Source organism: Stieleria sp. JC731 (assembly GCF_020966635.1).
GTDB lineage: Bacteria > Planctomycetota > Planctomycetia > Pirellulales > Pirellulaceae > Stieleria.
The window spans coordinates 515,427-538,841 of the sequence record NZ_JAJKFQ010000011.1 but is presented as its reverse complement, the minus strand read 5'-3'; the positions used below and the strand labels follow the sequence as shown (position 1 = coordinate 538,841).

At 54.2% G+C, this 23,415-nt stretch carries 18 protein-coding genes; 10 read left to right on the top strand and 8 right to left on the bottom strand.

The window, feature by feature from the left end; genetic code table 11:
* Window position 1: 1 nt before the first annotated feature.
* Window positions 2–898: a hypothetical protein gene (locus tag LOC67_RS18940; RefSeq protein WP_230264279.1), complete on the bottom strand. Its 897-nt coding sequence runs from the start codon at window positions 896–898 to the stop codon at window positions 2–4.
* Window positions 899–1,261: 363 nt separating this feature from the next.
* Here LOC67_RS18940 and LOC67_RS18935 point away from each other — a divergent pair, with 363 nt between their 5' ends.
* The 4 genes from LOC67_RS18935 (at window position 1,262) to LOC67_RS18920 (ending at window position 6,210) form a co-directional block, all read left to right on the top strand.
* Window positions 1,262–2,407 (top strand): glycosyltransferase, encoded by a 1,146-nt coding sequence (locus LOC67_RS18935; protein WP_230265083.1) that lies wholly within the window; start codon window positions 1,262–1,264, stop codon window positions 2,405–2,407.
* Between the two features lie 289 nt (window positions 2,408–2,696).
* On the top strand, window positions 2,697–3,302 hold the full coding sequence (locus LOC67_RS18930) for a lysophospholipid acyltransferase family protein (RefSeq protein WP_230264278.1): 606 nt from the start codon (window positions 2,697–2,699) through the stop codon (window positions 3,300–3,302).
* Between the two features lie 240 nt (window positions 3,303–3,542).
* On the top strand, window positions 3,543–4,400 hold the full coding sequence (gene kdsA / locus LOC67_RS18925; protein ID WP_230264276.1) for a 3-deoxy-8-phosphooctulonate synthase: 858 nt from the start codon (window positions 3,543–3,545) through the stop codon (window positions 4,398–4,400).
* An 88-nt stretch (window positions 4,401–4,488) separates the two neighbouring features.
* Complete coding sequence (locus tag LOC67_RS18920) at window positions 4,489–6,210, top strand: tetratricopeptide repeat protein (protein ID WP_230264275.1); 1,722 nt, start codon at window positions 4,489–4,491, stop codon at window positions 6,208–6,210.
* A gap of 276 nt (window positions 6,211–6,486) precedes the next feature.
* Here the strand turns inward: LOC67_RS18920 and LOC67_RS18915 are convergent, their stop codons facing one another.
* On the bottom strand, window positions 6,487–7,221 hold the full coding sequence (locus LOC67_RS18915; RefSeq protein ID WP_230264274.1) for a class I SAM-dependent methyltransferase: 735 nt from the start codon (window positions 7,219–7,221) through the stop codon (window positions 6,487–6,489).
* Between the two features lie 640 nt (window positions 7,222–7,861).
* Between LOC67_RS18915 and LOC67_RS18910 the strand changes: the two genes are divergently transcribed.
* The 3 genes from LOC67_RS18910 (at window position 7,862) to surE (ending at window position 11,390) form a co-directional block, all read left to right on the top strand.
* The gene (locus LOC67_RS18910) at window positions 7,862–9,079 is read left to right on the top strand and encodes a glycosyltransferase (RefSeq protein WP_230264273.1); all 1,218 of its coding nucleotides are present in this window, start codon (window positions 7,862–7,864) and stop codon (window positions 9,077–9,079) included.
* A 325-nt stretch (window positions 9,080–9,404) separates the two neighbouring features.
* Window positions 9,405–10,550, top strand: a complete 1,146-nt coding sequence (gene ispG / locus LOC67_RS18905) for a (E)-4-hydroxy-3-methylbut-2-enyl-diphosphate synthase (protein WP_230264272.1) — start codon at window positions 9,405–9,407, stop codon at window positions 10,548–10,550.
* Window positions 10,551–10,634: 84 nt separating this feature from the next.
* Window positions 10,635–11,390, top strand: a complete 756-nt coding sequence (surE, locus tag LOC67_RS18900; RefSeq protein ID WP_230264271.1) for a 5'/3'-nucleotidase SurE — start codon at window positions 10,635–10,637, stop codon at window positions 11,388–11,390.
* A 75-nt stretch (window positions 11,391–11,465) separates the two neighbouring features.
* On the opposite strand, the gene LOC67_RS18895 is transcribed toward surE, so the two are convergent.
* From LOC67_RS18895 to LOC67_RS18885, 3 genes are all read right to left on the bottom strand, one after another.
* Window positions 11,466–13,256: an aspartate kinase gene (locus tag LOC67_RS18895; RefSeq protein WP_230264270.1), complete on the bottom strand. Its 1,791-nt coding sequence runs from the start codon at window positions 13,254–13,256 to the stop codon at window positions 11,466–11,468.
* Between the two features lie 59 nt (window positions 13,257–13,315).
* Window positions 13,316–14,545 carry a cofactor-independent phosphoglycerate mutase gene (locus tag LOC67_RS18890; protein WP_230264269.1) on the bottom strand — a complete coding sequence of 410 codons (1,230 nt, stop codon included), beginning with the start codon at window positions 14,543–14,545 and terminating at the stop codon, window positions 13,316–13,318.
* A gap of 152 nt (window positions 14,546–14,697) precedes the next feature.
* A complete protein-coding gene (locus tag LOC67_RS18885; protein ID WP_230264267.1) occupies window positions 14,698–15,807 on the bottom strand; it encodes a pyridoxal phosphate-dependent aminotransferase in 1,110 nt (369 codons plus the stop codon).
* Window positions 15,808–15,978: 171 nt separating this feature from the next.
* On the opposite strand from LOC67_RS18885, the gene LOC67_RS18880 reads away from it, so the two are divergent.
* Window positions 15,979–16,551, top strand: coding sequence for a DUF4416 family protein (locus tag LOC67_RS18880; RefSeq protein WP_230264265.1), 573 nt, complete (start codon window positions 15,979–15,981; stop codon window positions 16,549–16,551).
* On the opposite strand, the gene LOC67_RS18875 is transcribed toward LOC67_RS18880, so the two are convergent.
* Window positions 16,548–17,300 (bottom strand): sulfite exporter TauE/SafE family protein, encoded by a 753-nt coding sequence (locus tag LOC67_RS18875; RefSeq protein WP_230264263.1) that lies wholly within the window; start codon window positions 17,298–17,300, stop codon window positions 16,548–16,550. The genes LOC67_RS18880 and LOC67_RS18875 overlap by 4 nt on opposite strands.
* 986 nt (window positions 17,301–18,286) lie before the next feature.
* Here LOC67_RS18875 and LOC67_RS18870 point away from each other — a divergent pair.
* Window positions 18,287–19,744 (top strand): multiheme c-type cytochrome, encoded by a 1,458-nt coding sequence (locus LOC67_RS18870; RefSeq protein WP_230264261.1) that lies wholly within the window; start codon window positions 18,287–18,289, stop codon window positions 19,742–19,744.
* A complete protein-coding gene (locus LOC67_RS18865) occupies window positions 19,741–20,139 on the top strand; it encodes a VOC family protein (protein ID WP_230264259.1) in 399 nt (132 codons plus the stop codon). The genes LOC67_RS18870 and LOC67_RS18865 overlap by 4 nt, the downstream gene beginning before the upstream one ends.
* 82 nt (window positions 20,140–20,221) lie before the next feature.
* Here LOC67_RS18865 and LOC67_RS18860 read toward each other — a convergent pair whose 3' ends face one another.
* Window positions 20,222–20,893 (bottom strand): sulfite exporter TauE/SafE family protein, encoded by a 672-nt coding sequence (locus LOC67_RS18860; protein WP_230264258.1) that lies wholly within the window; start codon window positions 20,891–20,893, stop codon window positions 20,222–20,224.
* A gap of 142 nt (window positions 20,894–21,035) precedes the next feature.
* Complete coding sequence (locus tag LOC67_RS18855) at window positions 21,036–23,396, bottom strand: serine hydrolase (RefSeq protein ID WP_230264257.1); 2,361 nt, start codon at window positions 23,394–23,396, stop codon at window positions 21,036–21,038.
* Window positions 23,397–23,415 lie beyond the last annotated feature (19 nt).

The window sequence follows — 23,415 nt, the reverse complement described above, 5'->3', positions numbered from 1 at the left end:
CTTAGAAACGCGGCTGTGGTCGACGCCATTGCAAACTCGAATCACCACCATCGGCAATCGGTTCTGTCGATGGCAACGATGCGGTGTGCTGGGCTGCGACTTGTGGCGTTGGAGAATTTGCAAAACCGTTCGGAGTCGAAACGAACGTCGAATTAACTGGCTGCCCAAGATTGACATTGGTTTGCTGACTGGCAAACGAATCCTGAGCTTGCTGGTATCCTGACGTTGGAACGAAGTTCTGGTTTACGGCGTTTGGATAGGGTGCAGACTGCGGCAATGCGACCGAGTTGCTGCCGCTGTATGTCGACGTTCCGTAGGTTGATGTTCCATACGTCGACGCATCGTAGACGCCAGGACGGTTCTGTGGTGGAACGTATCCGGGAGGGTAAGGCGACCCGGTTAAATCAATCACTTGCATCCCACCTGATCGGATCGAGTCCGTCGGTGTAGCCAATGGTGCAGGTGCGAATTGTTGGGTCGGCAGAGCTTGAGGAGTCTCGGATACCCAACCCGTTTGACGGATCGAGTTATCGTAGCCAGCGTTTCCGTTGGTTAAATCGGTAACACCGCGAGTCAACCCGGCTTGGTTGTAGGCTGCCCCCGATGGAACTGCAGAACTGCTGTTCGTCGGTGCGTAGTTCGCCGATCCTCCATAGCCACCCGGAACGCTGTACGAACCGGTCGGTGGCGGCGGGACTCGCGTTGGCGATCCAAATGCGCTGACGCCCGATGTGGGCTGGATTGGCGATAGTGGAATCCCGCCCTGAACTGGAGCCAACGTCGTCGATTGGCCCAGCGGACCGACGGCTCCCGTTGTCGTATTCCTGCAGCCGCAAATCAGCAGCAACGCAGCGGAACTAACGATCGCGGCGGCGGGGATTTTTGATGGGCGGAGCATTCGACGCATTTTGAAAGCCTGCTGAGGAAGAGGGTTCAGGCTGGCTTTAACAAAAGCAATAAATTTGCGGAAAGTCCACTTCCGAGAAAAACCCTACTTTTTGGTTCCAAAGCCACGAATTCGCTCAAGTCGTCGCGATATTGAGCACACCGAGACTGCGTTCCTCCCCCTCCTTCGGATCCGATAAAGAAGTCCGCTTTGACCGCAGGAACTGCGTGTCTGATCGATCACATGAGCTAGGCTTCGGTGAACGTTCCATCCCTAGCTTTTCTTAGATCCGCAATGATTCTTCGACAACTTTGGCGCCCCATTCCTGCTCGACGGAATGTCGGACCGCTTCGATGCCAATTCGTGATCACCTCGATGCCGGTCGGTGGTGCGGAAACTCTATTGGTCAACATGCTGCGGCGAATGGATCCGGCATTGGTTCGCCCCGAAGTCATTTGCTTAAAAGAACCGGGACCGCTTGGTGAGCAAATCGCTGACGAGTTTCCCGTCCATAGCCATTTGATTGGCGGAAAGTGGGACGCCATGGTTATCGCCCGTTTGGCCAAGAAGATGCGTCGTGCTGACGCCGTCATCACGGTCGGTGCGGGTGATAAGATGTTCTGGGGACGGCTGGCCGCCTTCGTTGCCGGTGTCCCCGTCATCGCGTCGGCGCTTCACAGTACCGGATGGCCGGACGGCGTTGGCAAACTGAACCGCATGCTAACCCCCATCACGGATGCCTTTATCGCCGTCGCGGATTCTCACGGAAAGTTCCTGCACGAATTTGAACGCTTTCCGGAAAGCAAAGTCCACGTGATTCGCAACGGGGTGGATTGCGATCGATTTCGCCCCAGCACGGAAGCACGAATTGCACTTCGTGATGAACTCGGACTCCCCCCCGAAACGCCGTTGGCCGGGATCGTTGCCGCATTGAGGTCGGAAAAGAATCACCGACTGTTGGTTCGATCGGCATCACAACTACGCGAGCGTCACCCGGATCTACATTGGGTCATCGTCGGCGACGGACCCGAACGAGAATCGATCGAAACCGAAGCGAATGATCTCGGAATTCGAGATCGCATTCACTTGCTGGGCACACGCCATGACACACCGCAGCTCGTGGCGGCTTTGGATGTATTCACGCTTTGCTCACTAAATGAAGCCTCGCCGGTTTCTATCCTTGAAGCTCTGGCGTGTGAAGTTCCGGTCGCGGCAACCGATGTCGGCTCAGTCAGTGAGTCCATCATCCCCGATCAGACGGGGCTGCTCTTCGAATCGGAAGATGTAGAAGGCATGGTAGCCTCGGTGGATCGACTGATTTCCAACCGAACCGAAAGTCAAGCGATGGGCCGCGCGGGCCGACAATTGGTTCTGCGAACCGGATCCCTTCAATCGATGGTGGGTGGGTACCAAGATTTGATCACATCCTTGTACGATCGGGTCAGCCAACCGGAGCGACAAGCGGCAGCGGTGATCGGTAGCCAGCCGAGTTCAATTCCGTCTGAACATCACGCGACTTAATTCGCGTTCGCAGTATCGATCGTGCTATGCCGCCGACCCAGCCGTTCTCTTCGAACTCTGCGTCTCGGCGGTTCGGCGTTCAAAAACGACACCGATCACTTAATGAACTCGGTGCCTCTGTGTTGAAATATCCCACCAACCGCCTCTGCAAACCTAGCGGGAAAGAACGCTACCTTCACTGAATGAACGGGGACAATAAAAAATCAACAGGCTGATAGATCAAAGAATCGGAGTCTGACTTTGGCTGCCCCCACTGCCATCATATTTCTCGCGTGAGTAGACTGTTGCGATGACATTGACGAGTCATGTAATCGTTCTGCTTGCGAAACTCTTTAGTGGTTTCACGGTCCGTTGGGTAGATTGCCAACCGGACACGTGCCAGCGCATTTATTTCGCCAATCACACCAGTCATTTGGATGCCGTGGTGTTGTGGTCGGCGCTGCCCCGAGAGATACGTGCAGTAACCCGCCCGGTCGCGGCCAAAGATTACTGGAGCCGCGGTTGGATCAAGCCCCATATGGCGGCCAGCTTCAATGCGCTGTTGATCGATCGCAAAGAGATCAAAGTTCACCGCAGCCCGATCGATGTGATGCTCGAAGAGATGGGCGATATCTATTCGCTTATCGTGTTCCCCGAAGGCGGCCGAAGCTCGGGTGAAGAAATGGGGCAGTTCAAAAGCGGCCTGTACTACATGGGCAAGAAACGCCCTGACCTTGAACTGGTTCCGGTCTATATCGACAACGTTAATCGCATCCTACCGCGTGGCGAAGTGCTGCCCGTACCGCTGCTTAGCTGCATCACGATCGGAGCCCCAATCTTTTTAGAAACGGGCGAACCGAAACATGCGTTCCTAAAACGGGCTCGCCAAGCGGTTGCCAATTTGAAAGAGCACTGATCTAAAAGATCGCGCGAGCGCCGGTCAGCGACATCGCCCAAGTTTGATTGACGTACCAAACCGGTTGCCCCGCCAAACTTGTCGCGTTAGCGCAGTGGCTTCATTCTGCTTTCCAGTCGCCTTGCAGCGAAGACTGCGATTGCGTGCTTCGGATTGATCGTCGAAACTGAATCTTGACGACGGCCGAGTCTCGATCGGTCGTGCCATTCGCCTTTCACTGTTTCGCTGAACGTGTCAATCATGGAATCTTCACCCGTCCAACCGGTCCAGATCGGCCCCTACCTGTGTGGCGATGACCAGCCACTGCTGCTGATCGCTGGGCCATGCGTCCTGCAAAACGAGGCGATCACATCGCAAATTGCGGAGGTACTGGCCAAACTAAACGAATCGGCCAACATCAATGTTGTCTTCAAAGCCTCGTTCGACAAAGCAAATCGAACCAGTGCGACAGCAATCCGCGGTCCGGGCCTGGAAGAGGGCCTGGCAATGCTGGAAACCGTCGGCAAGCAGTTCGACCTACCGACGACAACCGACCTTCATCTGCCAGAGCAAGCCGCTCCCGTCGCACAAGTTTGCGATCTATTGCAAATACCGGCGTTCCTGGCGCGTCAAACGGACCTTGTCGTTGCGGCAGCCTCCACCGGCAAACCGGTCAACATTAAAAAGGGCCAATTTATGGCTCCTGAAGACATGCAATATGTTGTCCAGAAGGCGCGTAGCAGCGGTGATGGTGGCGTCATGCTGTGCGAACGAGGCACCTTTTTCGGCTACGGTCGCTTGGTCAACGACATGCAATCACTGCCTACCATGCGGTCCTTTGGCGTTCCGGTTGTCTTCGATGCCACCCATAGCGTGCAGCGACCGGGATCCGGACAAGGAAGCACGGGTGGAAACCGAGAAATGGTTGAACCTTTGGCCCGGGCTGCCGTAGCAGTGGGTATCGACGCAGTCTTTTTTGAAACCCACCCCAATCCGGAAACCTCCCCCAGTGATGGTGCCAACATGGTTCCTCTCACTCAGTTTCCTGAACTGGTTCAGCGACTGCTGGCTATCCGAGAAACGATTCAAGCTTTCCGCCCCATTCATGGCACTCCCTAACCCACCCACGCACCGGCCTCGTCGCCCCCAGCCAAGCATTTGCCACATCAGTAAAGCTTGGACACATCTGACGCTCGCCCCGATGGCAATGTTATCGCTAGCCTTGTTGTCACTGTGCGGATGCCAAGACGACACGGCGCTGGTACGAAAAATTCAATACAAACGCCAAGTCGAGCAACAGTCGCGGTCCCAACAAGACCACCTGGGTGAAGTCTTCGCGCTGCTGAAGCAATACGTCGAACTGGAACCTAAAAAAGCACGCCGACAGATCGCTTACCATTTGAATCGATGGAGCGAAAACCAGCCCGCGGCAACTGCGAAACGCCCCGACCTTACCAAGTCGATCGCGGATCTCTATCCGCCTGAAGAACTTTCTAAACTGATCGACGAGCAGACTTTCCAAGTCGCCGACGCTCAGCATCTTCGAGATTGCTACCTGTTTCATTCGATCGCGTCGTGGGTCGACAGCGACTTGATGAACGAAACACTTTTGGACGATTGGTTCAAAAGCTTGTCAGCGTCATTGCCCGAAGAACAACTTGATCAACTGCGAACGGCGACTCGCCTATTCGATTGGACGATCCGCAACGTTTCATTCGAACCTGATGTGCCTACCACGGGTGCCCCCCCCGGTCCAAAATTTCCCTTCGGAATGACCTTTCGAGGCCCCGGATATCGCCAGACCGATTATCAAGCTGTGATGCGAGGAATGGGCGATGGCTTGCAAAGGGCAGGAGTCTTCACCGAACTTTGCCGACAAGCGAATATCCCAGCGGCTGTCATCGGAACGATCGATGGTAAGTCCGGAAAAGTCACCCCGTTTTTTGTCGGTGTACTCGTCGCAGATGACATCTACTTGTTCGAGCCGCGTTTGGGAATCTTTGTTCCGGGCCCCGGTCAGGAAGGCATTGCGACGCTGGCTCAGGCTCGACGTGACGAATTGGTCCTTCGCCGGCTTAGCATCGCTGGCTTGGATGAGTTCACTTATCCGATCGACAAGAACGACGTCCAGCAGTGCGCCGCGATGTTTAACCTTTCTGCGATCGCGATCAGTCCACGAATGCAGCAATTGCAACAGGGCCTGACTGGCAATCGCCGCATGAACGTTTATGTCGACCCCGATGATCTGGCAAAGAAATTCGACGCCGTCACTGGTATCAGCAGCGTTCGCATGTGGGACGTTCCGGTACTGGCCGAAATCTACCGAGCCGTGTGCGACCAATACGCTGAGCGCGATCCGATTTTTAACTTCTGGTATGTCGCTCGCTGGGCCATGTTGGAAGCTGACATGGATAGCGCAAAAAACCTTATCAGCGGGCGTTGGCGGCATTTGACCGGCCAGTTCTCTGATGTCGAAGACGAGAACATCAAGGGAGCCAGAACGCTGTACTTGGAACAGCGAGCTCCGGAATTTGAAATCGAAGACCTCCGCATCGATGTCGACCTCCAAATTGCCTATGGAATCCGTCGAAGCGATTTGGATGTCGATGCGGCCGAATACGATCGCCAGATTGCTCAGATTCAAGCGATGATGCGAATGGGCAAACGCTTGGCAACCTACTGGCTAAGTTTGCTGCAAGCTGATGACGGCCGAACCGAAACGGCAGAACGCTGGATCGATGATCGTGTGTTGGACGAAAGCCAAGTTTCGGAGTGGGTCGAACCGGCTCGCTACAACCTAGGACGACTCGCCGAAGCGTTAGGACAGACCGATCGCGCGATCGAAATCTACAAACGTGAAGGGGCTCCACAAGAGCACGGAAACCGTATTCGAGCCCGGCTGCTATCGAAGCAAACCGACGAAGGGTAGCGACTTGTTGTTTACGAGTCGTGTTCCGTTCGGCGGTACCCGCCGGGGAGAACGCTACCTACACGGAGTGTAGGGCGACAATGGACATCAGCCGCCCCGCATTAGCTGCGGTTCTCGCATGGGCAACCGGGGCTAACGCCCATTCGGCTAATCGGAAGAATCAATCTGCAGCCCTATTAGCCGCACCGCGTTAGCGGCGGTTCTCACTCGTCCAACCGGGGCTAACGCCCAATCGGCTAATCCGAAAATCAAGCTAGACCAAAACACCAACCGAACTTAACCGATCAAATCTGGCTTGCAGGTCGCACGCATGATCGTGAAGAACGAAAATGGGTTTGGCTTGTAGCGTTCTTCGATGCGAATGGGCAATTCGCTCATGATCTCTTGAAGCTCAAGATCGGTTCGCCACCCCAATCGACGCGTAACATTGCCAGCCGAATCGATCACACGCGCGATCAATGGGTTTTCACTTCGGAAGTGGTTGATAATCAAAATTTGACCACCGGGACGACAAACGCGAACTATCTCGCTCATCATCCGTCCGGGATTCGAAACCACACTGACAGTGTGAAACGAGGTGACAACATCGAACTGGTTGTCGTCAAAATCCAGGCTTTCAGCGTTCATCGCTTGAACGCCGATATGGTCCCAGCGTTGGCGTCGGATTAACGACTCCGCTTCAGCAAGCATCGATTCGGACAGATCGATGCCTGTCAAATCAATGTGCTTGGGATAGTTTGGAAGCGACAGTCCGGTTCCAACACCTACTTCTAGAACTTTTGAACCGGAATCCAGGTTCATTCGCCCAATAGCCATACGGATGTTTCGTCCTGCAACCGCAGGCCACACCGCTTGGTAGGCAGGAACCAGATTATGGTACAACTTCGCCGCGTGGGGGACACCTAACCGCCTACGTCGTTGCGGCTTCGTGTCGCTCTCCCGATGGGTCGATCCATTTCGGTTCGATTCGCTGTGTTTAGAATCTTTATCGCTTGGCGTAACGGTGCTCATCAACAATCGCTCTTCGATAGGGAACGCCGGAAAACGTTTCGCCTCAACGTTTCCTTCGGACGATCGCACCGGATAAGCATTGCAAAAATCGAAACCGCGTCAAACAGACGCCAATCCGTCATCCGTCGCACCGAAGCCATTGGTGGCAAACGAGTTACACGTTTCCAAGGGGCCGTGCGACGGTTGCAATTCGAGCGATATATTACGTTTTCGATACAATTCGATGAACTAACGCGTCTTTGCAGCATCCCTGGTGGGCTGCTGAACGGCTGTTTCACATGACCCGAGCGATCTGTCACACGCCAAACCATGGGTGGATCGGTCACTGACCGAAGGCCCCACCCATATGGTTTCTCTATAACCGTGGACGGATTCGATAGTCAGAACTGGTTGTGATGTTGGACAAGGAGGGGTAATCATCTGATTGCTCAGTATTCGTTAGCTGGGGGAGTTCCGGAACCACGGCATTGCGGTCCCGAGCGAACGCGATAATTCACTTTCGCCCATGTCCGATCCCCATCACGAAACGGAGCGCCGGGAAAGTCGTTCGGTGGTTGCGATAAGCACCCGGTTGAATCGATTGGAACGAGCACGCGTGGACGATGAGGGAAAACCAAAATCAGCCAGCACATCGCGTCGGGTGTACCTCCGAAAGCCGGACAACCAAACCGTCGATGGTGACGTAGCGGTACGTATGAAAATTGACTTGGTCATCACAGAGCTAAACATGGGCGGCGCCGAAAAGGCCCTGACCCGGTTGGCCCTTGGCTTGCAACAACGCGACTATGACGTTCGCGTTCTCTCTATCGGGTCCGAGCCAGACGCGCTGCATGCAGGACTCGTTGACCAACTTCGCACCAGGAATATCAATGTCGAATTCGGTGGATTTGATTCGACAAGCCGATTGATAAGTGCGGCTCGGTGGCTGGGCCAGAAATTCCATTCCCGCAAACCGGATCTCTGCCAGACGTTTCTATTTCATGCGAACTGCTTAGGCGGGTGGACCGCGAAACGATCGGGAGTCAAACGTACGATCGCTGGCATCCGAGTCGCCGAGGACAACCGCCTGCGATGTTTCATCGAATCCAGAGCCCTTCGAAACTTCGACCATGTCGTCTGTGTCAGCCAAGCGGTGCAGACCTTCGCCCGGCGAAAGCTAGCGATTGCCGAGGGCCAGTCAAGTGTCATCGCAAATGGCACCGAGCTGATCGACCATAGCCAAATCGAGCCTTTTGACTGGACCACACTCGGGTTTGACAACTACTGCAAAGTTCTACTTTTCGCCGGACGATTTCACCCTCAAAAGGGACTGGAATTGCTGCAGCAGCAGTTCGCAAAACTTGTCGATGCAGATCCCTCGATTCGATTGGTACTGATCGGTCACGGCCCCCTGGAAGCTGAACTTGCCGGTTGGATCGCTAGCCATGCGGGTGACCGGGCGCGGCTGCTGCCATTTCAAAAAGACCTGCGACCATACATCGCCGCGTGTGACCTGTTTGTGCTGCCGAGTCATTATGAAGGGATGGCTAACGTGGCTTTGGAAGCGATGGCAACCGGGAAAGCGGTGGTGTGCAGTCAGATCGAAGGGACAGCGGAACTGCTGCTGAACAGTCCAAATGCCGCTGGCCCAAAGGTCCAAGGTGATGCGGCGAACCTCGATCGCGCGACTCCGCAATCATTCCCGAAAGGCGATGGTGACGCGATGCGAGTCCGGATCTTGAACCTGCTCCGGGACGACGATCTCAGAGCCCGTCTCGGGAAAGCCAATCGACAATCCGTTCGCGAAAACTTTACCGTCGAACGAATGGTCGCAAAGTACGACGAACTCTACCGTTCACAATTGCCTGACGTTCTGTAACGCTACGAAACGCAGACACCCTTAAAGGTGGCTTCCAAACCACAATGGGCACAGGTGACGATTCCAATTTGCCGACCTACAATGCAGCCCAGCGTCAACACAGCCAACTTACAGAACGAAACCTGCCCCCCCATCGTTGATACCGCCCCAGCGAGCTGGCCCCCGAATTCGCTTGGACGCAATTCGTATTGGCGGAACGCCAGAAAGGTTCACTTGCAAGCCGCCTTCGCAGATTTGCCTGTGACGATCAAAATGGTGCCACGGTTACCTCATCGGCCTGCCAATTCTTGCCAGCGATTCGCGAAACACTGAAACAAATCGATCCATGGAAATAAAACGAAACGCGACACGCCCTGTCTCGATTGGCGATATCACGGTTGGTGACTTCAACCCCATCGCGGTACAAAGCATGACCGCGACCAAAACACAAGACATCGACGCAACCGTTGCCCAGGCCGAAGCCTATCGTGCTGCCGGTGCAGGGGTCGTCCGCGTCGCCGTCGACAGCAACAAGGACGCTGAGGCACTAGCCGAAATTCGCAAACAGACCACAGCGAACTTAGCGGTCGACTTGCAGGAAAACTTCCGCCTGGCCGAACTGGTCGCGCCACATGTCGACAAGATCCGCTACAACCCCGGGCACTTGTACCACCACCAGCGTGATAAACCCTGGCAGGACAAGGTCCGATTTATCATCAACCAAGCGATCGAACATGACTGCGCGATTCGGATCGGCGTGAACTGCGGCAGTGTCGATCCCGACAAGAAAGAGCAATACGATCCCAGTGACTCGATCACACCAATGTTAGAAAGTGCTCTGGAGCACTGCGAGTTCGTCGATTCGCTGGGCTTCACCCGCTACGTTGTCTCGCTTAAAGACAGCGACCCGCAGAAAGTTATCGAGGTAAATACTCGATTCGCCGAAATGCGTCCCGACGTTCCGTTGCACCTCGGCGTCACCGAAGCCGGTATGCCACCCGAAGGGATCATTAAAACCCGGATCGCTTTTGAACAACTGATCGGTCGTGGAATCGGTGACACGGTTCGGGTCTCCCTCACGTTACCAAACGATCGCAAGCCCGAAGAAATCGATGCGGGCAAACAGATCGTCGAAGACATTTATTCCGGGCGCGTGCGGACGGTCGTCAAACTGAACGAGAAATCGCTGAATATCATCAGCTGCCCGAGCTGTTCACGCGTCGAAAACGAAGCGTTCATCGACTTAGCACAACAGGTCAAAGAGATGACCGAATACGCAAAGGACTACGACATCACGATCGCCGTCATGGGCTGCCGCGTGAACGGGCCCGGTGAAACCGACGATGCCGATTTGGGACTGTGGTGCGGCCCCGCTAAAGTCAACTTGAAGAAAGGCCCCGAACCACTCGGTGCGTTCGGGTACGACGAAATCCTGCCTCGTTTGCAACAGGAACTCGATACGCTGATCGCCAGCAAATCTGTCGCTCAGTAACCTTGCGGTTCTGCCGACTTCAATCCTGCAAACGTCTCGCTTTCAAAGCCACTCTATCGACTTCGTCTTGCGCAAGCTGTAACTGTGAAAATCCTGCTGACCAACGACGACGGTGTCCACGCACCAGGACTGAAAGCGTTATCTGAAAGCCTGCATCATGTGTTAAGCCGAAGGCAACTGACTGACGCGGCAGATGTCTTGGTTGTCGCGCCAGATCGTTGCCGCAGTGAGTGCGGCCATAGCCTGGAATCGCTGCGTCCACTGCGTATCGAGGAAGTCCAAGCGGGTTGGCATGCCGTCGCCGGAACGCCCGTCGATTGTGTTCGAGTCGCGCTACAAGCGATGGACTTTACCCCGGATGTCGTTTTCTCCGGAGTCAACGCCGGCGCGAATCTTGGGATCAACCTGCTGGTCAGCGGAACCTTTGCGGCCGCAAGAGAAGCCAGCCTGCAAGGCGTACCGGCAATGGCGATCTCTCATTATCGCCGTCCCGACGTTCCCAAGCTCTGGGACCATGCGCCGCGCTGGTTAGAAGAAACGATCAGCGAATACCTGGATGTCGCACGTGCACATTCCCAAGACCGATCTGATCCGGCGCCCTTATGGAACGTGAACCTGCCAGCGGTCCACCCAGAGCCAAATGTTACTCCGCCCCGAGTCTATTGCGGTGTGGACCGGAAACCGATCGAACGGACCGGCGTCTTCAATGGCGATGGATCGGTCCAATTCCAGCTCGATTTCCATGCCCGTCCAAGAGAGGACGGCCGGGATGTTGATCGTTGCTTTTCGGGATCGATTACCGTTAGCAAAGTCGATCCGCACTTTGGACTGGGAGACTGATCGTTCGCCGATCCCGCGTCCCCAGTCCTAAGATTTTCACCGCTGAACGACCGCGGCTAAACCGCCAAGTCGCGATTAATACAGCGAACCTGCGAAGACCTTCTCAAGCCCGCTTTTGGCAGTCTCGGCTTTCTTGCTGTCGATGACGGCGTTCACTTGCAACTCGCTCGTTCCGATCATCTCGACGTTGATGTCGGATTCGCTGAGCGTTCGGAACAGCAGGGTCGCAACGTGGGTGTGACTACGAAGTCCAATGCCGCTGACGGTGACTTTGGCGATCCCGGATTCTCCTTGAACACCACGCATGCCATGTGAAGCGGCGATTTCGTTTGCAACTTTCAAACTCGCATCCAAGGCGTCTTCGCCAACGGTAAAGCTTACGCTGGTGGAGCCATCTTCGCCGTCGTAGCCCTGGACAATCATGTCCACCGAGATTCCGGCGTTTCCGATCCGTTCGAACATGTCGGCTGCAATTCCGGGCACGTCCGGGACACCAGAAAGCGTGACGCGTGCTTGCTTGTCGAGCAACGAAATTCCGGTCAGCGTCAACGCTTCGAGTGCATCGTCACGCAACCGGCTGATCAGTGTTTCGACTTCGACACCACGCGCTTCGCGGTCCGCTTTGATCTGACTCCATGACTTTGCGTCAGTCGGTGCCTCGTGCAATTTGAATGACTGGTGAACCGCACGAAGAGCCTCCGACGCTTGATCACGTTCGACCAACGCGCTGATTTTGATTTCGCTGGTTGTGATCATGTGAATGTTGACGCCGGCATCGGCTAATGCGCGGAACATTTGGCAAGCGACGCCTGCCTGATCGGCCATGTTTGCACCGACGACTGATACCTTGCTGAGGTTGTCATCGTGAGTGATACCGTCTGCACCGACCTTGGCAAGAATCGGTTCCAGTGCAGCCAGTGTTGCGGCCAAATCGGCGCGTTGAACCGTGAACGAAACGTCTGCTTTGCCACCGTCGCCGATGTTTTGCACCACCATATCGACAGCAATTTTGCGTTCGGCGATTGCCGAAAATATCTGCAAACTCTTGCCCGGAATGTCCGGAACGCCAAGGACCGTCACACGGGCTTCATCGGGCGTCATTGCCGCACCGCTGACAGGTGCGGATTCGGACTCCTGTTCGGCAACGATCATGGTGCCTTGGGCATCCGAAAAACTGCTGCGGACATGGATCGGCACGCCAAACTTTTTCGCAAACTCGATGCTACGGTTATGCATCACGCTCGCACCGAGGCTTGCCAATTCCAGCATCTCGTCGTAGCTGATGACATCGACACGACGAGCTTCGGGCAGGAGCCGAGGATCCGTTGTGTAAACACCATCGACATCAGTGTAAATTTCACATGCGTCGGCGCCCAATACCGCGGCGAGCGCGACCGCGGTTGTATCACTGCCACCACGTCCGAGCGTGGTGATATTCATCTCGTCATCGATCCCTTGGAATCCAGCCGCGACGACGATGTTTCCGTCGTCCAAAAGCTTTTCGATCCGCTCGGTCGAAATCGATCGGATACGCGCTTTGCTAAAGCTGCTGTCGGTGTGCAACCCAATTTGACCGCCGGTCAAACTCACGGCGCGGCTTCCCAGGGAAGCGATCGCCATCGCGACCAAAGAAACACTGACTTGTTCGCCAGTGCTTAGCAGCATGTCCATCTCGCGCGCCGGCGGATTCGGGCCGAACTCACCAGCCAATTCCAACAAGCGGTCGGTGTTTTTTCCCATCGCGCTAACCACCATGACAACCCGGTTGCCCTGATGTTGCGCGCGAATGGCTTTGCGGGCTGCTGCACGGATTTTTTCGACATCGGCGACACTGGTTCCGCCGAACTTTTGAACGATCAATGACATCGAAGTAACAGAAATGGATGAGGTGGTTGAGACGGTTCGGTCGAACCATCACGGGTGGGTTAGGAGGTCACTTTGGATGGCACGATGAATTCGTCCATCAAGTCCCAGCCTTGATCAAAACGTTTCCCGGCAGCTTCGGCAGCGACTTCGTCGTAAGTCTCCTGGGAATCGGCATCGATGCCGGATCCAGCCATCGCCAGCGGAACCATGCCGTGCGTATGCTTTTTGGTGCTGCAAAACGTTGGGTGGTCGGGCATCACCAAGATTCGATGCTCGCCGGAGTTTTGCAAAGCCTCGGCAAGTGGGCCAACGATATGCCGATCGATTTCTTGCAACGCTTCGATCTTTGCGTCGTGACGTCCTTCGTGTGACGCCTCGTCGGGTGCCTCGATATGAACGCAGACCAGATCGTAATCGTCCAGGGCAGCGACCGCGGCTTGACCCTTGGCAGCATAGTCGGTGTCTAAATAGCCGGTAGCCCCTTTGACTTCGATCCTTGGCCAACCCGCAAGAGCAGCAATCCCGCGGAGCAAGTCGACCGCCGTGATCATCGCCCCTTTGACACCGAAACGATCCTCAAAACTGGGCATCGACGGTGCGCCACCTAAGCCCCACAGCCATACATTGGTCGCTGGGCGTTTACCTTCGGCGACTCGCTTTTTGTTGATCGGGTGATCGGCAAACACTTCAGCTGACCCGTTCATCAGCTTCACCAGCAGATCGCTTCCCGGACCGCGTGGGAAATCATCGGTCACCGGCAAATCCGTAATGTCGTGAGGCGCTCGCGTTCGGGTTTCGGTCGAAAACGGTGCCGCGATGCCTTCTTCGCCACGGTAGATCAACAAATTCCGATAGCTGACACCGGGGACGAATTCGAATCGACCGCCGAATTCACCGAGCAACTTTTCACCCGCATCACGCAGTAGCTCAGTCGCCTCTTCGGTACTGATATGATCGGCAGTGAAATCGATCATGATCTGGTCTTCGATGGTGACCAGATTGCAACGCACTGCGAAGTCGTTAGGGCCTAAGCTGATGCCCCCCGCTGCGGCTTCCAAAGGTGCTCGGCCGGTGAAATATTGGTCCGGGTCATAGCCAAACAGGCACAAATTCGCGACTTCGCTTCCCGCCGGGTAGTGCGCCGGTGTGTTATTGGAAAGTGCGAGCACCCCGCGTTTTGCGATGGAATCCATGTTGGGAAGCGTTGCCGCTTGCAATGGCGTTTTGCCACCGAGGGCTTCGATCGGTTCGTCCGCACATCCATCCGGGATTACGATGACGTACTTCATGGTTCTTTTAGCAGGGTTGTTGGCACTGTGGCCAGAATTTCGATTCATCAAAATGCCGCTAGTGTCTCGCGCCGAGATAATTTGCGGAAGGGGCGATAGAACGCCCCTTTTACCGGCGTCTCATTTCGCCCAAGTGGACGATTTTGAGCGAGTTAACCTTGCGCCAATTCACAAAGCAATGCGGCACCTTTGCGGAGCGTTTCGTCAGTTGCTGCGAAGCTAATCCGGAAGTGGCTGTCTTTGCTGCTGAAGATATTTCCGGGAATGATAAGCAATCCACGCTCAATTGCCCGATGCACAAACGCCTCGCCGCCTTCGCCGTTGGGAGCCTTGGCGAACAAGTAGAACGCCCCGCCTGGCTTGGTAAATTCGAATTGATCCTGAAGTAGCTCGCAGATCAAATCCCTTTTTCGCCGATAGTCCGCGATATGACCATCCAGCGAAACCTCCATCGCACGAACCGCTCCCCACTGGGCGGGCTGTGGCGAACAAACGAAGGAGTACTGCTGGACTTTAAGCATGGTCGCAATGATTTCTCGCGGCCCGTGCACATAGCCAACCCGCCATCCGGTCATCGCGTGGCTCTTGCTGAATCCATCGATAACGATGGTTTCGGGGTTGAACTGTGCTGGCGAAACGAATTCACCGTCGTAGTGAAATCGCGAATAGATCTCGTCACTGATCAGCGCGATCCCTTTTTCCTGGGCAAGCTTCGCGACCGCTTCCAACTGCTCGGCCGTCGCCGTCACGCCGGTCGGGTTGGCCGGACTGTTCAACAAGATCATCTTTGTCTTGTCAGTGACTGCCGCCGCGATCTTGTCAGGATCCAGTTCGAATGACGGATAGGAATCGATCGGGACCGGCACACCACCACACATTTTCAGCAGTGCCGGGTACATGACGAAGAACGGATCCAAATAGATCACTTCGTCACCGGGATCAACCATCGACATCATCGAAAGCATCAAACCGCCGCTGGTCCCGCTGCAGACGAAGACGTCTCGATCTGCATGCGAATACTTGGCGCCGATCTCTTTTGCCAACGCCTCGCGAAGCGGAGCAATCCCCTGGGTCGGGGAGTATGCGTTTTTGCCACTTCGGATCGCTTCGACTGCCGCATCCTGAATCGATTCGGGAACGTCAAAGTCTGGTTGACCGATCGAAAGGTTGATCGGATCTTTTAGCTTGGCCGCCAAGTCGAATACTTTGCGGATACCGCTGGCGTCAAATGTCGTTGTGCGTTGTGCGATCCAAGGATGCATGGGTTTGCTATGCTGACCAATGGTGAAACAAATTGACCTAGGAAGGGGTGCACGCACACCTTCTGACGGCGTATTCAAAAGAACGATAGCGAAAGACTGTCTTCGGGCGTTTCAGTTAAAAGCGAAGCCTGATCTTCAACCAGATTTTGAATTCTACACGAGAGTTGCATTGTGGCAGAGGTGCTATACGTCGAACCGGTGGTCCGTTTCTGTGCTGTCATCTCGCGGTACGAAACGCTTCGCGAAGCAGCGATCGAACGTCTAAGGGCAGAGTGGGGAACAATCACTCGGCGAAGCGAACCGCTGCCATTCGTCGCCGGTGGCTACTACACCAGTTCGATGGGTGAAGACCTTCGTAAAGTGCTTGTCTCTTTCGGCGACCCAATCCAAGCTGATTCCATGTCCGCTTGGAAACTCTGGACGAATGAGGTGGAAGCGGAACTGGCAAACGATGGTTTTCCAGAAACGCGTCCGGTCAATTTAGACCCGGGTTACATCACTCAAGCAAAACTGGTTCTTGCCACGACAAAAGACCGTGACCACCGTGTCTATCTTCGAGACGGTATCTTTGGTGAGATCACGCTGACTTACACCGCTAAGAAATGGGTGCACCATCGCTGGTCCTACCCAGACTATCGCACCGAAGCGGTTGCCAAATTCGCAACGGACTGCCGGAACGATTTGCGTCAGTTCCTGCAACAGTCGACCGGTTTCCGGCAACGCACCGGTGATTCGCCAAGCTAAATGAACTGGGCGACCAATAGCTTCGTCCCGGTAAGAATCATCACCACGATCAAAAACCAAAAGATTAGTCGATTGCCTTTCTTGATCGCTAACTTCGCCCCCACCACGCCTCCCAGCAGATTCCCGAATGCCATCGCTAGTCCAGGGCCCCATTGAATCAGGTCGTAGAGCGCGAACACGATCGTTGCCGTTAGCGTGACTAGAAACGCAACCCAGTTTTTCACCGCGTTGCTGGCCAATAAGTCGCCTCCAGTCGTCCAACTCATCGCTAACAAGACCAAGATCCCCATCCCGGCCTGAATGAACCCGACGTAGACACCAATCGCGAAGAAAATCGGCTTAATCCAACGCTCTGAATCTCTCGAAGGCACCATCGATTTTGCCAAGCGTTTCGGATTCTTGGCTAATAAAAACGCCATCGCAATAAAGATGACACCAAAGACAGGTTCAAATGCGTTCGCTGGAAGATAGACAGCAGCAATCGCGCCAACAGGAACCCCAAACATCGTCGGCCAGGTTAGCTGCTGAGCCAACTTACGATCCAAGTGTCCGTGCTTGTGAAACGTTGCCACAGCAGCACTGCTAGAAAACAAAACCGCGACTCGGTTGGTACCGTTTGCCAACTTCGGATCGAGTCCAAAAAACATCAAAGCCGGCAGCGTTAAGAAAGAACCACCACCGGCGATGGTGTTGACAATGCCTGCGAAAAAACCTGCCGCGATCAGTAGTGCGTAGCCTGCAATGTTCAAGTTTTCGTTCTGGGTAATTCGTAGCTGCGCAAAATATCGGTGTGATATCTACCGATGGAACCAGTTCGCGTTAGCCAAACTTGTTGGATGACCAATTTGATCGCCGCCATAGCGACATTCCGCCGAGCGGCACAATTCATCACTGGTACCCAAACCCCACAATGACGGACCCTGAGTGATTCTGTAGCGGAATCTGAAAATCCTAGCTAATTAGGCCAAACAAACGGTCAATTGACGCGTCGGTCACCGCATAGTTTCACGATCATTAATCAGATTGGCTCGATCGGTTTGTCAACCTGTCCGATGATTCAAAAAACGCTGGATTGCCAATGTTGCACGACTGCCAATGTTGCACGACCGTTCGGGGGCAAACGCCTCGCATCAAAAACACGGTCACTGGCGCCCTCAATGTTCGCCAATGCTTTTCCTCGTAAGTTTCACCAATGGTTAACTTTCAATTTTATAGAAAAACGCTGGCAACGAACCAACCGCTCGAAGAGGTCGAATTGCGACAGCTCGAACCCAACGAGCGTTTTTTCTATGCGCAACTTGCGTCGAAGCGAGGCTTCCATCTTCCCCAGTGGTTCCAACGATTGGTTTCCGAAGAAAGCTCGCCAGGGTTTTCCCATTCTGAATCCGCCGGCCATATCATCCGGTCGTCGCGGCAGTGTCCACCAGCGACCCGAGACAGCCCCCAGCGACCACAGCCAACGCAAATCGTCTTTCAAAAGCGAGCCGCTTAGAGCGTTTAGGAGAGGCGACTGAATCTGGCGTGTCTCGCTGGCGTTCAATTTGACCGTTCCTAATGGGACGCACGTCTCACAATGGCGCCTCGACGCATCGCTTCGATGACAGTTCGTTCCCGGAATGAACGCGATTTCGATAACGTTCAATCACACGATCTTTGCCGTGTAAGATTAGCTACAATGGGTCGGCACCCAACGCTTTTCTCTCGGTTCGTTTGCGTCCAACGCCGCTTTGGTTGAATGCTGAAATCGCCTCTTACAATTTCTATCGCTGTCATCGTGGTCGCCTGTTTGGCATATGCGATTTATAGCGCGACCAGCCAAAACGACGATGTCGATCTTGATGCGCTAATGCGTCGAGAATCACAACGTCAGAGCCGTCAGGAATTGGCGTCGTTGGATGAAAGCCTTAGTGCCGAAGAAATCGCACAGCTTGCGATCGAAGGACGGGGACAGAAACTGCCCAAGACGCTAGTCGCGTGGCCGATGTCGGATTCCAACTCGTGGTTCGTCGGTCGCGAGAAATACAAGGTCGGTGTCGAAATCCCTTTCGAACCTGGACACTTGCCCAATCCAGCCCCGAATCTTGAACCGGAGCACGCTAACCCAGGATTCCTGGGCGCCGAAGCATGTCGATCCTGTCACGAATCAATTTACGATTCGTTTGTCGAAACGGCGCATTTTCGAACCTCACGATCGGCGACACCGGACAACATCGCGGGTTCATTTAGCGACGATGCAAACAAGTTAAAAACACACAGCCCGGATGTCTCTTTTGAGATGTTTCGACGGGAGGACAAGAGTTTCCAACGTGTCCATTTTTTTGACTGGATGTTTGAAGTCCCCATCGACATCACCGTCGGTTCAAACCTTCTTGGCGAATCATATCTCTACTGGCACGGCGACAAGCTCTATCAGCTACACGCCTCCTATCTGACCGCACCCAATGAATGGGCCAATAGTCCCGGATTCGTCGACGGTGACGCCAGTTTCGCCCGAGACATCCACACGGCCTGCTTGGAATGCCACGCAACCTACGTTGACGCCCGGCAAGATGACTCGCATTTCACACCAAGCACCTTGATCCTTGGTGTTTCCTGTGAACGCTGCCATGGGCCTGGCAAATCGCATGTGCTGTTTCACCAAGAGAATCCCGAATCCAACGAAGCACATGCGATCACGGTTCCGTCGGATCTTTCACGCCAGCAACAAATGCAAGTTTGTGGTCAATGCCATACAGGTGTCAAACAGTTGAAAGATCCTCACGGATTTCAGTTCCGACCGGGGGACCAACTCGACGATCACTACGTCGCCAATAGCAGTGGCGCCAGTGCCAACGGCGTTCACACCAGCAACCAACTTGAACGGCTTTCCGAAAGCCGTTGCTTTCAAGAAACAACGATGGCATGTGTGGATTGCCATAACCCACATCGCAATGATCGAGGCCAACTGGAACTGTTTTCACAGAAGTGCCTAAAATGCCATGAAAGCTCGCACTGCGGAATGGCTGAAGAAGTCGGCGATTCAATCACATCGAACTGCATCGATTGCCATATGCCTCGAAGGGCGACCAAGAACATGTCGATCGAAACGGCTAGTGGAGACGTCTTTCCTCCGCTCCGTGATCACCATATTCGGATCGACCTTCAATCGAGCCATTCTTTTTTGCGTTCTCTTAAGTCGCAGGCAAGCGAATGACTTCTACAGCAAAGTTTGTCCAAGCTTTCCCGTACCAAGATGATGTACTCGCGCTACCAGTCAAAGATATCGATGAAGCGTCTGCTTGGTACAGCAAACATTTCTCAATGACAGAAGTCCAACGGATCGATTCGCCGACTCCGACGGTGATCCTAGAACGCGACGGAACCCAGATTGGGTTCGCGATCAACGGTGGCGATGCGACACAAGATGGTGCCGCAGTCTTGGTCAACGAAATCGAAACGATCCGTGAGCAATTTGAAGGCGAAGGCCTAAATATCGGTGACTGGCGAATTGATGACCGGGACGGAAAAAAGTTCAAAGTCTTTTTTGTCGTCGCACCGGACGGACTGTGCTACTACTTTCACGAGCCACTCGCCGACGACATTTCCTAGCGATCGGCGGTCTTAAGAAATCCGCCGCCAGCTATCAAATGCGATGCGATGTTGGCCTGACAAACAAGCCGGATTCGTGGCACTACAAGCCAACCTTCATCAGCGTGCCGCAGCCTAAAACCGCCAATGCCGCAGCGGTATGCCCGTACTCGTGCATCTTAGGCATGCGAATGAATTTTAGTCCGTATGTCAGCCCCAAAACTGAAACCAGCATCGTGCCTAGCGTAGCGACCGTGAACGCCGCAACGACCATCAAGATTGCACTGACATTCGCTTCGGCCGCGGGATACATCAATAGCGGAATCAGCACTTCGCAGGGGCCGAAAACAAAGATCAGGAACAAAACCCACGGGGTGACCGAATGATGGTGGTGATCTCCAGAAGGACCATGAACCGTGTCATCGATGTGTTCATGGTGGTGTGAAATTCCACGCACTCGCTGAGCAATCGCCCAAGTCAAATAGGCCAAACCGAACCCAATCAACAGCCACGAAGCCCCATCACCTCGAAACGATTCGAGCGACTCCAGATGGAAGACCGCTGTACCGAGCAACAATCCTAACGAGCCGATCACAACCGATCCCAGCACATGCCCGATACCGCAAACGGCTGTGATGGCAATCGTTTTCCGCATCGACCATCCTTGGCTTCGACTCATCGCCACGAATGGCACATAGTGATCCGGCCCCATCAGTGTGTGCAACATTCCGACGGAAAATGCGGTCCCGACCAGCAAGCTTACTTCGCTATCCACAGTCCAAGATTCCTAATGATTTCGAATGGACGTTTCCATATTGGCCGCGAATTGTCCACCTTTCTCATTCGATTGAACATACGAGGCGCGCCACATTGACTCAAAATTTACCGATTCGGTCGGTTCAAATATTTCGCACCGCTTACTTCGCCAGTAGCTCTTCAAAAGTCGCGTTGCCAATCCGATATTTCTTCCAATCCTTGTAGTCAAAGTGCCACCATTCGAATTCGTAAACCGTGAACCCGACGGACTCCATCGTTCGTCGCAACAGATCACGGTACCAACGTTGTCTCGCCGTCCCTCCGGGGTACAAAGGGAACGAGCGATTTGAAAACTCGTCGTACCCAGCGACCATCTGGATCGGCTCACCTGTTTCGCGCTCGTACAGAGTAATATCGACCGCGCAACCCCGGTTGTGTCGCGACCCGTTTGCGGGGTTGGCAACAAAATCCTTGAACTCTCCCGGTGTTGCATCCCAAAACATCTTCGTGACATGCCAAGGGCGATAAGCGTCATGAATAAGCAATCCCAACTGGTGAGACTTTAGTTTCTGATTTGCGTCGGCAACCGCTTTGGCCGCATCCGACTGCATGAATGCACGCGGCTGCTTATAGAACACCGCACCGGTAAAGTTGTTCGTCGTCGCGTATCGGATATCAAGATTGACTTCGGGATCAAACGCAATGACTTCGACAAGGTTGGAATCGTAAAACTTGCCGGCTTCTGTCGGTGGCTTTGCAGCCAAGGCTCCCTCGCGAAGAGTATCGATCGGTTGGACCGGTTCGATCTTGAAGGTCTCTCCGTCTTTCGTTCCCACCTCTCGCCGCAGGAATTTGACCTCGGCAGCGACCACTTCGGTTGCCATGCCATTTTCATCGCGAAGGAATTTCAAGCCTTCGCCGTGGTAAAGGCCATAGTCAGGAAACGCGAACTCATCCTTGCCTAGCTCCGTCAGCGGATAGTAGTAGAACCACTCGATTAACGCATACAGCTGGCCGTGCTCTTCCAAGATATAAAGCGTATTGTGATCCCAACCGTATTCACCCACCAGCCCTTTCCAGCGATCAGGAATCTCATTTGGCGGAGAGTTCGCCTCTCGACTCAGTGTTAAATCACCAATGCTCAGCGATTGATCTGACGCAAGCTGTAGCTTTGTCCCGTAGCTGATTTCATCATCGATAACCAAGGCACCTGATTTGGAATCACTACGAACTTGGTGGCGAAACGATCCACGCTGCAGATAAACATCGCCATCGAGCTCATTGACGATCGCAAAACGATCACCATCGATCTCTTTGTATCTCCCCAAAAGCGACTTTGCTCGTTCCCTAGGAACCGAAACCGTACGAGAATATTCCGGCAATGGCTGGTCATCCTGGACTGCGATCATCAATCGCAATGCGTAGTCGCTCAAACGCCGAACGACTCCGTTGGTTCCGTCCAGCGACGACGCCGCGACGACACCAAGCTTGCGTTCTGGCAAAGCTTCGAGTTGTGTCGAAAACCCATAGACGGCGCCACCATGACCGATCTTTTTGTATCCATCTAGACTTTGAACATGAAACCCCAGACCGAAACCTTGCGCATTCCCTTCGGAATCTTGGATCGGTGTCGTCATCTCTTGAAGTGATGCCGGTCGCAAGATCTGTCCATCGTCCGTCTGACCGTCCTTGAACAGACAACGAACAAACTTGGATAGATCTAACACACTGGAGTACAGATTGCCCGCCGGCCCGGTGCCCAACAAGAAAGTTGGTGCTTCGAATCGCCGACCGTCGTAGGTCCGCATCCAGCCCGTTGCAATCTTCGGTTCCATTCCGGGTTGCACGACAAAGTCGCTCGAATTCATTTTGAGCGGATCAAGGATCGAGGATTTAACGCGTTCAGGATGCGTCGTGCTAAGTTGTTTTTCCAAAGCGGCGCCGATCACCGCAACGGCAGCGTTGGAGTATTTCGTTTTCGTTTCGGGCGGATAAACCAGTGACGTCTGATTCAAACTTGCCACGGTGTCCGATAACGATGGCTCGGTCGGGTCAAAGTAATTCCCCACCGGTGACTCACGCACCAAACCGGATCGGTGAGACATCATCTGACGAAGCGTCAGCGGTACCCCGTAAGGATTCGTAGGATTGAATTCCGGAAGGTAGCGTTGAACCGGAACGTCCAAATCGATCTTGCCCTGTTCGACAAGCTGAAAGACAGCGATATCTGTAAACAGCTTCGAAACCGAACCGACACGATAGACCGTTTCGGCCGTCGCTTTCACCTTCCCATCGGCATCTTGAAATCCGAACCCTTCGGCCCAAACGGTGTGATCACCATCGATCATCGCGATCGAAAACGCGGGCAGGTCCTTTTGCTGGACTTCATGAATCACTGCTTCCTTTAGCGTTTTGATGGCTTGGGAATAATCATCGCTAGCCTCGGTGATCGCAGCGAAGCTTAACAGCATCGCGAACAGAAGCGGGCGGGGCAGACACTGTGATATCGAAGACAGCGACATTGGGCTCAACTTGGATGAT

Coding starts and splice junctions, on each gene's coding strand:
- LOC67_RS18940 (WP_230264279.1), bottom strand. CDS start 898: ATGCTCCGCCCATCAAAAATCCCCGCCGCCGCGATCGTTAGTTCCGCT.
- LOC67_RS18935 (WP_230265083.1), top strand. CDS start 1,262: ATGCCGGTCGGTGGTGCGGAAACTCTATTGGTCAACATGCTGCGGCGA.
- LOC67_RS18930 (WP_230264278.1), top strand. CDS start 2,697: ATGACATTGACGAGTCATGTAATCGTTCTGCTTGCGAAACTCTTTAGT.
- kdsA (WP_230264276.1), top strand. CDS start 3,543: ATGGAATCTTCACCCGTCCAACCGGTCCAGATCGGCCCCTACCTGTGT.
- LOC67_RS18920 (WP_230264275.1), top strand. CDS start 4,489: ATGTTATCGCTAGCCTTGTTGTCACTGTGCGGATGCCAAGACGACACG.
- LOC67_RS18915 (WP_230264274.1), bottom strand. CDS start 7,221: ATGAGCACCGTTACGCCAAGCGATAAAGATTCTAAACACAGCGAATCG.
- ispG (WP_230264272.1), top strand. CDS start 9,405: ATGGAAATAAAACGAAACGCGACACGCCCTGTCTCGATTGGCGATATC.
- LOC67_RS18895 (WP_230264270.1), bottom strand. CDS start 13,256: ATGTCATTGATCGTTCAAAAGTTCGGCGGAACCAGTGTCGCCGATGTC.
- LOC67_RS18890 (WP_230264269.1), bottom strand. CDS start 14,545: ATGAAGTACGTCATCGTAATCCCGGATGGATGTGCGGACGAACCGATC.
- LOC67_RS18885 (WP_230264267.1), bottom strand. CDS start 15,807: ATGCATCCTTGGATCGCACAACGCACAACGACATTTGACGCCAGCGGT.
- LOC67_RS18870 (WP_230264261.1), top strand. CDS start 18,287: ATGCTGAAATCGCCTCTTACAATTTCTATCGCTGTCATCGTGGTCGCC.
- LOC67_RS18865 (WP_230264259.1), top strand. CDS start 19,741: ATGACTTCTACAGCAAAGTTTGTCCAAGCTTTCCCGTACCAAGATGAT.
- LOC67_RS18855 (WP_230264257.1), bottom strand. CDS start 23,396: ATGTCGCTGTCTTCGATATCACAGTGTCTGCCCCGCCCGCTTCTGTTC.